At 37.0% G+C, this 13,831-nt stretch carries 11 protein-coding genes; 5 read left to right on the plus strand and 6 right to left on the minus strand.

Annotation, left to right across the window (positions count from 1 at the left end; all coding sequences use genetic code 11):
• Positions 1-8 precede the first annotated feature (8 nt).
• Both AC6CHJ_RS07055 and AC6CHJ_RS07060 read right to left on the minus strand, forming a co-directional pair.
• On the minus strand, positions 9-611 hold the full coding sequence (locus AC6CHJ_RS07055) for a replication-relaxation family protein (protein ID WP_223823540.1): 603 nt from the start codon (positions 609-611) through the stop codon (positions 9-11).
• Positions 547-1,818, minus strand: a complete 1,272-nt coding sequence (locus AC6CHJ_RS07060; protein ID WP_150284379.1) for an FtsK/SpoIIIE domain-containing protein — start codon at positions 1,816-1,818, stop codon at positions 547-549. Before AC6CHJ_RS07060 ends, AC6CHJ_RS07055 begins: the two co-directional genes overlap by 65 nt.
• A 491-nt stretch (positions 1,819-2,309) precedes the next feature.
• Between AC6CHJ_RS07060 and AC6CHJ_RS07065 the strand changes: the two genes are divergently transcribed.
• Positions 2,310-2,528: a helix-turn-helix domain-containing protein gene (locus AC6CHJ_RS07065; RefSeq protein WP_150284380.1), complete on the plus strand. Its 219-nt coding sequence runs from the start codon at positions 2,310-2,312 to the stop codon at positions 2,526-2,528.
• A 47-nt stretch (positions 2,529-2,575) separates the two neighbouring features.
• Here the strand turns inward: AC6CHJ_RS07065 and AC6CHJ_RS07070 are convergent, their stop codons facing one another.
• Positions 2,576-2,782 (minus strand): hypothetical protein, encoded by a 207-nt coding sequence (locus AC6CHJ_RS07070; protein ID WP_150284381.1) that lies wholly within the window; start codon positions 2,780-2,782, stop codon positions 2,576-2,578.
• Positions 2,783-3,662: 880 nt separating this feature from the next.
• Between AC6CHJ_RS07070 and acnA the strand changes: the two genes are divergently transcribed.
• Both acnA and AC6CHJ_RS07080 read left to right on the plus strand, forming a co-directional pair.
• On the plus strand, positions 3,663-6,368 hold the full coding sequence (gene acnA, locus AC6CHJ_RS07075; protein WP_498287841.1) for an aconitate hydratase AcnA: 2,706 nt from the start codon (positions 3,663-3,665) through the stop codon (positions 6,366-6,368).
• 135 nt (positions 6,369-6,503) lie between these two features.
• A complete protein-coding gene (locus tag AC6CHJ_RS07080; RefSeq protein ID WP_392994045.1) occupies positions 6,504-6,926 on the plus strand; it encodes an acyl-CoA thioesterase in 423 nt (140 codons plus the stop codon).
• 61 nt (positions 6,927-6,987) lie between these two features.
• On the opposite strand, the gene AC6CHJ_RS07085 is transcribed toward AC6CHJ_RS07080, so the two are convergent.
• Complete coding sequence (locus AC6CHJ_RS07085; protein WP_066787020.1) at positions 6,988-7,275, minus strand: HesB/YadR/YfhF family protein; 288 nt, start codon at positions 7,273-7,275, stop codon at positions 6,988-6,990.
• Between the two features lie 15 nt (positions 7,276-7,290).
• Entirely contained in the window at positions 7,291-7,893 is a 603-nt protein-coding gene (gene plsY, locus AC6CHJ_RS07090; RefSeq protein ID WP_066787024.1) for a glycerol-3-phosphate 1-O-acyltransferase PlsY, read from the minus strand.
• 240 nt (positions 7,894-8,133) lie between these two features.
• On the opposite strand from plsY, the gene parE reads away from it, so the two are divergent.
• Both parE and parC read left to right on the plus strand, forming a co-directional pair.
• Positions 8,134-10,107, plus strand: coding sequence for a DNA topoisomerase IV subunit B (gene parE / locus AC6CHJ_RS07095; protein WP_150284385.1), 1,974 nt, complete (start codon positions 8,134-8,136; stop codon positions 10,105-10,107).
• Positions 10,104-12,542 (plus strand): DNA topoisomerase IV subunit A, encoded by a 2,439-nt coding sequence (parC, locus tag AC6CHJ_RS07100; protein ID WP_498287843.1) that lies wholly within the window; start codon positions 10,104-10,106, stop codon positions 12,540-12,542. Before parE ends, parC begins: the two co-directional genes overlap by 4 nt.
• Positions 12,543-13,097: 555 nt before the next feature.
• On the opposite strand, the gene AC6CHJ_RS07105 is transcribed toward parC, so the two are convergent.
• Entirely contained in the window at positions 13,098-13,607 is a 510-nt protein-coding gene (locus tag AC6CHJ_RS07105; RefSeq protein ID WP_392994037.1) for a YfiT family bacillithiol transferase, read from the minus strand.
• Between the last annotated feature and the right edge of the window lie 224 nt (positions 13,608-13,831).

Here is a 13,831-nt window from a genome sequence, read left to right on the forward strand (position 1 = left end):
TCTCTCCTTTATCGGATTTCTTCATATATAAATACCTTCACAACGAACGGTAATTCTTCACAAGCTTCTTTTATTTGCATCCTTCTTAGCTCTGTGGTGGTAAGCCATACAAGAGCAGGAGGGTGACCTAACTGCTGTTCTAAAGCTATCCCTAAAGATTTGTAACGTTCTATTTTCAAGCGATTCTCACGCATGGTCTGTAGGTTATCAATTTCAACAAAATGTTTCGTATGTAAGTGTGTATACATAGCATCTGCTACCACGGTTGTAACACCATCTGATACTTTAATTTCGTTTACCCAATCAGCCGGACATTGATTAAAGAGAAATAATTCATTGCGCATGACAGTATGCTCTACATTACCAGTTTTTTTACGGATTTTTTCACAGCCAACATATTCACGTCCAGATTTATTGAGATAGTAAATGGATTGATAGCCATCGCGGATAACAGACAGGTAATCAGACAGTTCCTTAAAAATACGATTTGCATTGCGAACGGATCGCAAACCAAAGTACACGCGTAGTTGGTCTCTAGTCATGTAATCAAATTTGCTCAAAAGTAATAGGATTTGTTCTTGGCGTTCGTTTAGATGGGTTTTCAATAGCACTAGGAACCTCCTCTTCCTTTTGGATATATGGGGAAATCTGTTGTTGAATGGTTGAATTCGAGATGTAAGGGGACTGCACAACGTAACGCTTCACGTTATTTTTATAAATACCTCTACCTGGAATATCAGGCAACTTATCCGCACCACTTTCATCTAAAACAACACGGGAAGCTATATCTGTATCGACCACATAGCACAAACGGGCGATAATATTTCTTTTTGTCTGAGAGGGTATGACTTGTGTAGTTGGATATTGGGTACAAAAAATAAGATAATAGCCAGCAGATCTTCCTCGGCGGGCAATATCTGTTATAATATCCATTGCTTTCCCATAGTCAGCTAAATCTGCAGCTTCATCAATAATGATGAAATGACGTTTTTTAATACCAGCTTCTTTCACATCTTCGAACCCGTTGTTTACTACCGTTTCAAATGATTCATTCATATCTAATTGAATGTTCTTCAAAACTCCTTCAGCTTCTTGCGGATCCCGCGAGTAGTATTTGACTTGCTTACAATCCCTAAACCGATGAAAAGCAGAACCGCCCTTTAAGTCGATTAACGATAACTCGGCATGTTCTGGCTGCTGATCAATTAAAGTTGTAGCAATGAGTTTTAAAATTGCGCTTTTTCCATATCCAGTCGCTCCGGCAATTATTAAATGTTTATCTTTATCGAAATCATGTTTAATGGTGTCGTTGTTACGCATACTTCCAATAGGCACTAACCATGTACCTTTTTTCAAGTAGCTTTCGTCCCACTCAATTTGTTTAGGTAATGGCTTGTCATAAACACGAATACAGAGCAAACCGTCAAAAGACATCTCAACTTCTTTTTGTTCAGTAAGCTTAGTTTGTTTCAACATGAGGATGTTTTTAAGGATATTCTTATCGAATTTCAAATCTTGGAGAGTAACCTGTTTCTTACGGTTATTAAGGCCATCCTCAATATTTTTTTGTTTCGCTACATAATCCTCAAAGCTTCTTCCGAAAGGTATGCGGTATTTGTATTCCCATCCCCATTCATGCTTCTTTTTACGGACAAGTTGAGTCGTTAATGTGTCTCTTCCATCTTTGACATTTAAGCCAGACAGAGAAAGAATGCGTTGGATTTTCCCGCTGTCGTTCTCACTCAAATCATTTTTGGCCAGATAAGCTTTTACAGCAATCCCGCCCATTACAGTTGTAGTTAAAATTTCGAATAACATTTATACTACCCCCTTTTTATTTAACATCCACATCGTGTGCAACGAGTACCTTTATGAGCTGTATTCTTCCCGCACATCCCGCAAAAGCTATATAAATAGTCTTTGGAAAATTAATCAATCTTGAATCTCCTTTCGTTTTCTATTTGACTCGCGCCACAGTGGTTCTAATACGTAGTATTAGTTGATGTTAACTGGAAGAAGAAATTAAGCAATAAAGTATTGATATTAAAGGATTTCGCCTATACCTAATTGAATACTAGAGTAGTAGTTAAACTGGTAGGGTATCTGGCATAGCTTTTTACGTGTGATTTGTACCTAATCAGGTAGTACGCTTGGTAGGTTATAAAGTAGTGTGACTGGAATCTAATTTGGTAGTGGCGTTGGTATTTGATGTGGTATTTGACTTGGTAGTAATAATGTACGTTAAACGTACCAAGAAAATACCTTGTCCAATGAAAGAAAGTTAAATTTTTTTAAGGTGGGCTATATGGATGAGCTATATAATCAATATCAAATTGAAGCAATTAATGAAGGAGTTCAATGTTACGCAACGTGATTTAGAAAAAATGACAGGTCTGTCCAGGCGGACCATTTCAGAACTCTCTAATAATAAAATGGAGAGAATACCTAAATCAGCGTTATCGAAAATTGGGGAAGCCTTTGCGATAGAAGATATACGAGAACTCATTGATTTTAAAAATGAACAATAAAAAAGACCACATTAGTGGCCATTAATAAGCAAATTAAGTTTAGAACTTTAATGATACACTTCATAGAAAAACATGCAGGCTATTACAACGATAGCAACTAATACTACATTTTTCATTCGCTCATCTAATAATGGTAAACCATTTCTTTTGTTAGCAATCATTCCTTGTATAAAAGACACCAAGAAAACTAATAAAAAAATTATACCTACTAACAATACAGATAAAATGAAGAAAGCAAATATTAGAAAGATCAAAGCGTAACCCCCTTTTTTAGATGAATTAAACCATTGCACTCTTAATTAGTATTGAATTCCCATATAAATATAACATAATACCTATATTGCATAAATACACTAATTTTTTATATAAATTAAATGTTATTACTTAAAACATGGGAAGCGAAGGTGAACTTATGGAAAGAAAAAATGATTATAAATATATTATGTGGTTTGGTTTGTTATTTATTGTTATGCCCGTTGTCTATGTTGGTAGTTGGATATTATATTATCAATTCAATGAGAGATGGGGGAACGTAGAAGCGTCAATGAATTCTATGTTTGTTTATTATTTATTTGTATCTATATGGTGGTTTATTTACTCCCTAAGAAAAAAATAACAACTATTACCTTTTGTTAAAAATATGCTAATATGCAGTTTGGTTATATTTACAAAAGGTACAGCTGTATTTGTAGGTGTTCCTAGGCATGCGTTGATAGTTAGCTCTTACGATGTTTTGTATACCTTTCAGTATTAATTAGTTAAAGGTATAATCTATGTAAACGCACCTGTCCAGCGTTATTTTCTAATTAAATGTTTTAAATGTCCCGGGTGGGGTACACGTTTATAAAACATGTATAAAACCCCACCTTGTCCCCCGGGGAGTACCCCGTTAAATAGTGTTAAATAACACTATATTGGATATGTGGATAAAATCTATTTTTTTACAAATGCTATTTTAGCAATAACTCAAAAGTTAAAACCTCAATACTGGAAACCAAGGCCATAAGAAAAATTTATATCAATCTATAAAATTAATGTTATTTACTTATGTGTTGTTTTCTATTATTATTGGTATTGGAGAAAAGAAGCTTATACGAAGCCCTTTTCAGTAGATAATTAAAGGGGGAACCGAACATGGCAAACAATAACTTGCACAACAGTCGTTCTTCATTCGAAGTTAACGGTAAATCTTACAACTATTATCGTTTAGCTGCAATCGAAGAAGCTGGTATTGCACAAGTATCACGCCTTCCTTATTCAATCAAAGTTTTATTAGAATCTGTATTACGTCAATATGATGGCTATGTAATTAAAGAAGACCATGTAGAAAACTTAGCGAAATGGGGCAAAGATGCAGACGAAAATGCTGAAGTGCCATTCAAACCTTCTCGCGTTGTTCTTCAAGACTTCACTGGTGTACCAGTAGTAGTTGACCTTGCATCATTACGCGATGCAATGAAAAAAATGGGCGGAGATCCAAACGAGATCAATCCAGCAATTCCTGTTGACCTTGTTATCGACCACTCTGTTCAAGTTGACAAATACGGTAACGAAGCAGCTCTTAAAGCGAATATGGATCTTGAATTCGAACGTAATGCTGAGCGTTACAATTTCTTGAAATGGGCTCAAACAGCTTACGATAATTTCCGTGCTGTACCACCAGCAACAGGTATCGTTCACCAAGTAAACTTAGAGTATTTGGCTCCAGTAGTTCACGTGAATGAAAATGCTGATGGCACTTACGAAACATTCCCAGACTCTGTTGTGGGTACTGACTCTCATACAACAATGATCAATGGTATTGGTGTTCTTGGATGGGGTGTTGGCGGTATTGAAGCAGAAGCTGGTATGTTAGGCCAACCATCATACTTCCCAATTCCTGAAGTAATTGGTGTGAAATTAACTGGAAAATTGCCAAGCGGTTCAACAGCTACTGACTTAGCGCTTAAAGTAACTCAAGAATTGCGTAAAAAAGGTGTAGTCGGCAAATTCGTTGAGTTCTTCGGACCAGGCGTTTCTGCATTACCTTTAGCGGATCGTGCAACAATTTCTAACATGGCACCTGAATATGGCGCTACATGTGGTTATTTCGCAATCGATGATGAATCATTAAGCTACATGCGTCTTACAGGCCGAGACGAAGAACATATCAACGTTGTTGAAGCTTACTTAAAAGCAAACAACATGTTCTTTGACCCAGAATTAGAACCTACTTACACAGATGTATTAGAAATTAACTTAGATGAAATCGAAACTAATCTTTCAGGCCCTAAACGTCCACAAGATTTAATTCCGCTTTCAGATATGAAAACACGCTACCACGAAGTAGTAGTGGCTCCAGCTGGCGTTCAAGGTTTTGGCTTAACTCCAGATGAATTCACAAAAACTTCAACTGCTAAATTTTCAGAGGGTGATGTTGAAATTCCAGCAGGTGCTGTAGCAATTGCTGCGATTACTTCTTGTACGAACACATCTAACCCTTACGTTCTAATCGCTGCAGGTCTTGTTGCGAAAAAAGCAGTGGAAAAAGGTTTAACTGTTCCTAAATGGGTTAAAACATCACTTGCTCCAGGATCAAAAGTTGTTACTGGCTACTTAGAAGATTCTGGTTTACAAGATTACCTAAATACGCTAGGTTTCAATACAGTTGGTTACGGTTGTACAACATGTATCGGTAACTCAGGTCCACTATTACCAGAAATTGAAGAAGCAATCATGTCTAAAGATTTATTCGTGACTTCTGTACTTTCAGGTAACCGTAACTTTGAAGGCCGTGTACATCCATTAGTGAAAGCTAACTACTTGGCTTCACCACCATTAGTAGTAGCTTATGCGCTTGCTGGTACTGTAGATGTAGACCTACGTAAAGATTCATTCGGTAAAGACAAAGATGGAAATGATGTCTTCTTTGATGACATCTGGCCATCATCTGATGAAGTAAATGCCGTTCTTTCAAAAGTTGTTACACGTGAATTGTTCCAAAAAGAATATGAAACTGTATTCAATGCAAATGAAAAATGGAATGCAATTGAAACTTCTACAGATTCACTTTACGAGTTTGATGAGAATTCAACTTACATTCAAAATCCGCCATTCTTCCAAAACCTATCTGCAAAACCAGAAGCAATTCAACAGCTTATGGGTATGCGTGTGTTAGCGAAATTTGGTGACTCTATTACAACTGACCATATTTCTCCTGCTGGTGCAATTGGTAAAGATACACCTGCCGGAAAATACTTGCGTGAACATGGCGTAGAACCACGAAACTTCAACTCTTATGGTAGCCGTCGAGGTAACCATGAAGTAATGATGCGCGGTACTTTCGCAAACATCCGTATCCGCAACCAAATCGCACCTGGTACAGAAGGCGGCTTCACTACTTACTGGCCAACAGGTGATGTAGAGTATATCTACGATGCAGCAATGAAATATGCTAAAAACCGTGTAGGCTTAGTTGTACTTACTGGTAAAGACTACGGTATGGGTTCTTCACGTGACTGGGCAGCTAAAGGTACTAACCTTCTTGGCGTTAAAACAGTTATCGCAGAATCATACGAACGTATCCACCGTTCAAACTTAGTAATGATGGGTGTTCTACCACTACAATTCGTTGATGGTGAAAGCTCAGAATCACTAGGATTGACTGGTGAAGAAACATTCTCAGTTAATATTACAGATGAAGTTAAACCTCGTGATATCCTAACTGTGACTGCTACATCTCCAGATGGCGATACTAAAACATTCAAAGCGCTTGCTCGTTTTGACTCAGAAGTAGAAGTAGATTACTACCGTAACGGCGGTATCCTACAAATGGTTTTACGTAACAAATTATCTAAATAATATGGTTCAAACAAGTGCACAATAATTTTGTGCACTTGTTTTAGTTTATAAGACAAAGGAGATTTAATGAAAGAAGAAAAGCTATGGAAGGATTTTCTCTCAAAATAACGGTATACTTAACATGAGGTGAACAACATGTTTGTAAGTGAAAAAGAAATTGAAATTCGATATGCGGAGACAGATCAAATGGGCGTTGTATACCATGCAAATTATGTTATATGGATGGAATTAGGGAGGACGCAGCTGATTCATGATTTAGGCTTTAGCGTGACTCAATTAGAAGAAGCAGGCTATGTATCGCCTGTTATGAATGTCAATATTAGCTACAAAGCTGCACTACGTTATGGTGAAAAAGCGATTATACGTACATGGATTGTATCACAGGAACGTCTTCGTACAGTGTATGGCTATGAAATCGTACATAGTGATGGAACGATTGCAGCAACAGCAACATCCGAACATATTGTGGTGAAAAAAGAAAATTTCCGACCAGTTGCTTTTGAACGAATTAATCCGGTGTGGTTTAATAAATATAAAGAAATTGCAGAAATCAAATAACTCTTGGATGAATAGTTTAAAAAAGCATGCCCGAATTAGGCATGCTTTTTGCATTTTTTATCTACTTGTAATCAAATTTAAGTTCATCTAATTGGCGATCTACATCTACATATAAATCATGGTTGTTAAAAAACCATGTATCGTCTTGCTCAATAAAAAAAGTAGTGCCATTATGCTCTAATACAACACTTGGATTAATTGGCGAGTCTTGACTCATGCCGAGAGAAAACCCTTCGTGGAAAGGATTTGAGCCACCATATCTAGCATAAAAACGAATGGTATCTCCTTGCGCTACATCCATTTCATCGGAAAACCACTGAAATGCTTGTTCAGACATGACAATTTTCATAAGAACACTCCTTTTTTATAACCATGTTACTTTTGGTTCTGTTCCTTTTTTTATGCGCGATATATTAGATCTATGGCGATAAAAAATAAAGACTACAATAATGGAAATAATGATAAGTAAAAGATATTCATTATATAAAATACCATAAATAAGTGCGTAAATAAAAGCCACAACAGCTGCAAACATAGATGCTAGACTCACCATTTTATACACTTTTAAGCAAAGAAGGAAGGCGATAAGGAGCAAGATAAAGATTGGCCAATGGTAGCCAAGTAAAATACCTGCAGACGTAGCCACAGCTTTGCCTCCTCGGAAGCCAGCGAAGATAGGGAACATGTGCCCAACGACAGCAATGATGCCAGCAACGAGTGGATGGATACCACTTCCTTGGAAAACAGCTAGAATAGGAAGTATAGTTGCAAGTGTGCCCTTTAATATATCCATAAGTGTAACGGCTATACCCGCTTTTTTTCCAAGCGTACGGAAGGTATTAGTAGCACCTAAGTTTCCGCTTCCGTGCTGTCTGATATCGGTTTTATAAAAAACTTTACCAACCCATAAACCGGATGGGATGGAACCAATTAGATAAGCCAATACAACAACTAAAATACTATTCATTTAAAACTCCCTCCAACATTAGTAGTTGGTATTATTAGATTGTAATAATATTTTATCACGAGACTGTAAGCGTACACAATGACCAACTTTCTCAATAATTGCCGGTTCTTATTGTCCAATAGATTAAACGAATGATACAATAAAACCTGAGTCTAACTGAACAAGAAGTTGACAGTATCTATTATTGTGTATATGATTTATAAAAGTAGAACGGATGTTTGTGTTTAGGGGGAATATTTTTTGACAAATAAACAAACAATCACCTCTTATAGTGAAGATGATATTCAAGTATTAGAAGGTTTAGAAGCCGTAAGAAAACGTCCGGGTATGTATATTGGCTCTACAGACAGCAGAGGCTTGCACCACCTTGTATACGAAATCGTCGACAATGCTGTAGATGAGGTATTAGCGGGTTTTGGCTCACATATTGTAGTGAAAATCCATAAAGATCAAAGTATTAGTGTAAGAGATTATGGACGTGGCATGCCAACTGGGATGCACAAGACAGGTAAATCAACTCCTGAAGTAATCTTTACCATTTTGCATGCAGGCGGTAAATTTGGACAAGGTGGTTATAAAACAAGTGGTGGTTTGCACGGTGTAGGAGCATCTGTTGTAAACGCCCTTTCTTCATGGCTTGATGTAACCATTTACCGAGATGGCCATAAATACAGCATGCGCTTTGAAAATGGCGGTAAGCCCGTAACTACACTTGCTAATCTAGGCAAAACGAAAGAAACAGGCACATTTATTCATTTTAAGCCTGATCCAGAAATCTTTTCTACAACTAAGTATCAATTCGATACATTAGCTGAACGTTTACGTGAATCTGCTTTTTTATTAAAGGGCTTAAAAATAGAGCTTATTGATGAAGAAACCGAGCGACAAGAAGTATATCATTATGAAAATGGAATTGAAGCCTTTGTAGCCTATCTTAACGAAGAAAAAGATGTATTGCATCCAGTTAAATATGTTGAAGGCGAACTAGATGAAATTGAAGTTGAATTTGCTTTTCAATTCAATGATGGTTATTCCGAAACTATCCTTTCCTTTGTTAATAATGTTCGCACACGTGATGGAGGCACACACGAAACAGGCGCTAAAGCTGCAATGACTCGTGTGTTTAACGAATATGCACGTAAAGTCGGACTCCTAAAAGAAAAAGATAAAAATTTGGATGGCTCAGATATACGTGAAGGATTAGCTGCCATCATCTCAGTCCGAATTCCTGAAAATCTATTACAATTCGAAGGTCAAACTAAAGGCAAACTTGGCACAGCAGAAGCACGTAGCTCTGTCGATGGTGTCGTATCCCAAAAATTAATGTATATTTTGGAAGAGAATGCGGAGCTTAGTGCATCGCTTGTACGTAAAGCTATTCGTGCACAGCAAGTTCGCGAAGCAGCACGGAAAGCAAGAGAAGACGCACGTCATGGTAAAAAATCCAAAAAACAAACTATCTTATCAGGAAAATTGACGCCAGCACAATCTAAGAATGCTGCCAAAAATGAATTATACTTAGTCGAAGGCGATTCTGCGGGAGGCTCAGCTAAACAAGGGCGGGACCGTACTTTCCAAGCCATCTTGCCTCTTCGAGGAAAAGTAATCAATACGGAAAAAGCAAAGCTTCAGGACATCATGAAAAACGAAGAAATTGCTACCATTATTCATGCAGTCGGTGCTGGAGTTGGTACAGATTTCAACATTGAAGACGCTGCTTACGATAAAGTTATAATCATGACGGATGCCGATACGGATGGCGCTCATATACAGGTATTACTCTTAACTTTCTTCTTCCGTTATATGAGACCACTTGTTGAAGCAGGAAAAGTATATATTGCCTTGCCGCCACTTTATAAAGTATCAAAAGGGACTGGGCGCAAAGAAGTAATTGAATATGCTTGGACAGAGAAAGATCTTCAACAAGCAATTAAGAAAATTGGTAAGGGTTATATTCTTCAACGCTACAAAGGCCTTGGTGAAATGAATGCTGAGCAGCTTTGGGAAACAACCATGAACCCTGAAACACGGACATTGGTTCGCGTTCAAATCAATGATGTTGAAAGAGCAGAAAAAGGCGTTGCCACATTGATGGGTGATAAGGTAGAACCACGAAGAAAATGGATTGAATCGCATGTGGACTTTGGCCTTGAAGAAGACAGTACGATATTAGAAAGCGAATTTATACAACATGATGGAGGGGATCTTACATGACGCAGTCAGAGATATTTCAAGACTTGCCTTTAGAGGAAGTCATCGGTGATCGCTTCGGTCGTTATAGTAAATACATTATCCAGGACCGTGCTTTGCCAGATGCAAGAGACGGTCTTAAACCAGTACAGCGCCGTATTCTATATGCAATGTTTATGGAAGGCAATACACACGACAAGCCCTTTAGAAAATCGGCTAAAACAGTCGGAAATGTAATCGGTAACTATCATCCACATGGTGATAGTTCTGTTTACGAGGCTATGGTACGTATGAGCCAGGACTGGAAAGCCCGCCACATGTTAATCGAAATGCATGGCAATAACGGTTCTGTCGATGGTGATCCGCCTGCTGCTATGCGTTATACAGAAGCCCGTTTATCTTCTATTGCAGCTCTAATGCTGCGCGATATTCAAAAAGATACAGTGGATTTAGTGCCAAATTTTGATGATCAAGATTTAGAACCAACTGTACTGCCTTCACGTTTTCCTAATTTATTAGTCAATGGGTCAACAGGGATATCCGCGGGCTATGCGACCGACATCCCACCGCATAATCTAGCTGAAGTGTTAGATGCAGTATTAATGCGTTTGAAAAATCCTCAAGCTACTGTTCAAGAACTAATGCAGGTATTGCATGGACCTGACTTTCCAACAGGTGGCATTATTCAAGGGGTTGACGGGATTAAAAAAGCCTACGAAACAGGCAAAGGAAAGATCATTGTTAGAGCTAAAGCAGAAATTGAGAAACTTAAGGGTGCTAAAGAGCAAATCGTTATCACTGAAATTCCATATGATGTAAACAAGGCAAATCTTGTTAAAAAAATGGATGAAATGCGATTAGATAAACGCTTAGATGGCATTGCAGAAGTACGTGACGAGTCTGACCGTTCAGGCTTAAGAATAGTAGTTGAATTAAAGAAAGAAATCAGCGGAGAACCGATTTTAAAATATTTATTGAAAAATACCGATCTACAGGTTACATATAACTTCAATATGATTGCTATATACAATCGTCGTCCAACTATGATGAGTTTACAGATGCTATTAGACGCATACATCGCTCACCAAAAAGAAATTATTGTAAGACGATCTCGGTATGATTTAGATAAAGCTAACAACCGTTTACATATTGTAGAAGGGTTGATGAAAGCACTATCAATTCTAGATGAAGTTATTGCAGCTATCCGTGCTTCAAAAGATAAAAAAGATGCTAAGCATAATTTGCAAGAGAAGTTTGGTTTTACTGAAATTCAAGCGGAAGCAATTGTTTCATTACAGCTATACAGATTGACCAATACAGATATTACAGAACTTCGGCAAGAACAGAAAGAACTTGAAGAAAAGATTCTCGAGCTAAAGAGTATATTAGAGAGCGAGAAGAAGCTTGTGAGCGTGCTACAAAAGGAATTAAAAGAAGTGAAAAAAACGTTCCAAGAACCAAGACGCTCAGAAATAGAAGAAAAAATTGAAGAAATTAAAGTAGACTTAGATGTTTTAGTACCAAGTGAAGACGTAGTCGTGACAGTTACTAGTGATGGCTACGTAAAGAGGACAAGTATTCGTTCGTATAATGCTTCAAATGGTGAAGATTTTGCCATGAAAGAATCCGACCATTTACTGTACGAGGCGCAATTAAATACGCAACAGCATATATTGGCCTTTACAAATAAAGGTCATTATATATTCCTTCCAGTCCATGAGTTACCAGATATTCGTTGGAAAGATTTAGGGCAGCATATTTCAAGTATCATTCCTTTAGACTCTGAAGAAAAAATTATAAATGTTGAAGGCGTTGCAGATTTTAATACCGATAAATATGTTGTCAGCATTACGAAGAATGGACAAATTAAACGAACTGCTTTGGCAGATTTCCAGGTACAACGCTATAATAAGCCATTTAAAATGATGAATCTTAAGAAAGATGATCTTATAATAGCTTCTGGAATTGCAGATTCAGGTGCGGAAGTCTATTTAACATCCTATCTGAGCTATGCAATAAGATTTAAACTCGATGAAGTACCGGTGGCAGGCATAAGGACTGCTGGCGTAAAAGCGATGAATTTATTGGATGGGGATATGGTAAAAGCTGCAAATATTATTCCGCCAAACCATAAAGGCAAGGTAATGATTGTTACAGAACGCGGAGGCGTTAAAAAAATGGCCCTTGATGAAGTAGAGACAGGCAATCGTGCACTACGTGGTGTACTTACACTTCGAGAGCTCAAAAAGCAACCACACCGTATTTATACGGTTGTCTATGTAGAAAAAGGGGAAGGCATTCAAATAATTACTGAGAATGGCTTAAAAGAAGATTTGCGAGAAGAAAATTATAGCTTGTCTGAAAGATATTCAAATGTATCTTATGTAATTGATGTTAAAACAGACGGCTTCATATCTCATATTTTAAAACTACCAGCTAAAGAGGGAAATCCTAAATAAATATGTAAGCATTAATCACTTATTATATGGATGAAATTAGCTGACATAATTTTTAAGTTGCCACTCTAGGCAATTTTTCTAGGATTACGCAATGATAGTAATGGGCTGTCTGGTAGAAAACCTCAGCTTGCTATGCCACAGAAAGATAAAAACCTGGGAGAAACTGTTTTTCAGTTTTCTCTCAGGTTTTTTGTTTTTGGGAATGACAATTTTGGATATCCTACAAATGAATATAGAATGGTGATAATTGTCATTGCATCTTTATTGTAAGTTTGGAAAATAGAATAAAAAATGTAATGAATTTATGCAATCGTATTATTATTAGTTTTAATAGATTGATTATGGTAGAGAGGACTTAAACTATATATGTATTATTTGTAGGACTAAGAACATTTGAAACAGTAATTACGAAAAATATGTACAATCCTACGAGTTGATGCAATAAAAGCAAACATCCTGAAGAAGTATATGTAAGGGGATAAGTAGCGAATGGTTAAATAATCCCCAAAAATAAGCGGCTCATCGAACTGATAAGCCACTTCCATAAAAATTGTATTATTGTAATAATGCGATTTTTATATGAGCTAAGTGATGCTCCTCATGCCAAGCTAATTTGGCCAGTTTTGTCGCAACTGTAATTTTACCGTTAGTCTGATGAGTAAAGTATCGAACTAATTGATCTTCAGTTAAACTATTTCCTAAGTACACGATACGCTCATTTATACCTTCTAACATTTTAATGGAAGCTTCTACAGGAAGTTTTGTATCTGGTTGTATCGCCCACTTTTCTTCATCAAAAGCGGGTACTTTTGCATTCTCATCTGTTAAAGCTAGTTTTAGTCGTTGATACATGTTCAACTGTGAATCTGCGATGTGATGTACAAGTTGACGAACTGTCCAACTACCATCACGATAGGTTTTGCTTAATTCCTGATTGTTTAATGTTCCTACTGTTTCTCTTAATCGATTTGAAAAAGTCTCGATTTTTCTCAGCCATTCTTGTAGATCTTCAACTGTTACTTCATCAGGAACATTTAGTTTACCAATTGGGTATTTTATATCCATCATAATCCTCTTTTCCTCTTTATAGTTTAAAAGCTATTCACACAATTGTCTTCAAAATAATATGGGCCTTCTTTTAGATTAACTTTAATTCTAATTTCTCCAATACGCTCTAACTGAAACTTTATAAATACTACATTCTCCGTGGTCTATCTGGATAAAAAATCATGGAGGTTAGAAACAGTAGTAATAATTTCAATCATAACATTTTCATCATCTTCCAGAAA

It is taken from the genome of Rummeliibacillus sp. GQ308, from assembly GCF_059759115.1.

What these genes read in the sequence shown, in the direction of transcription:
- AC6CHJ_RS07085 (WP_066787020.1), bottom strand. Translation starts at nt 7,275, where the DNA reads ATGAAAATTGTCATGTCTGAACAAGCATTTCAGTGGTTTTCCGATGAA.
- AC6CHJ_RS07080 (WP_392994045.1), top strand. Translation starts at nt 6,504, where the DNA reads ATGTTTGTAAGTGAAAAAGAAATTGAAATTCGATATGCGGAGACAGAT.
- AC6CHJ_RS07065 (WP_150284380.1), top strand. Translation starts at nt 2,310, where the DNA reads ATGAGCTATATAATCAATATCAAATTGAAGCAATTAATGAAGGAGTTC.
- AC6CHJ_RS07105 (WP_392994037.1), bottom strand. Translation starts at nt 13,607, where the DNA reads ATGGATATAAAATACCCAATTGGTAAACTAAATGTTCCTGATGAAGTA.
- plsY (WP_066787024.1), bottom strand. Translation starts at nt 7,893, where the DNA reads ATGAATAGTATTTTAGTTGTTGTATTGGCTTATCTAATTGGTTCCATC.
- parC (WP_498287843.1), top strand. Translation starts at nt 10,104, where the DNA reads ATGACGCAGTCAGAGATATTTCAAGACTTGCCTTTAGAGGAAGTCATC.
- acnA (WP_498287841.1), top strand. Translation starts at nt 3,663, where the DNA reads ATGGCAAACAATAACTTGCACAACAGTCGTTCTTCATTCGAAGTTAAC.
- AC6CHJ_RS07060 (WP_150284379.1), bottom strand. Translation starts at nt 1,818, where the DNA reads ATGTTATTCGAAATTTTAACTACAACTGTAATGGGCGGGATTGCTGTA.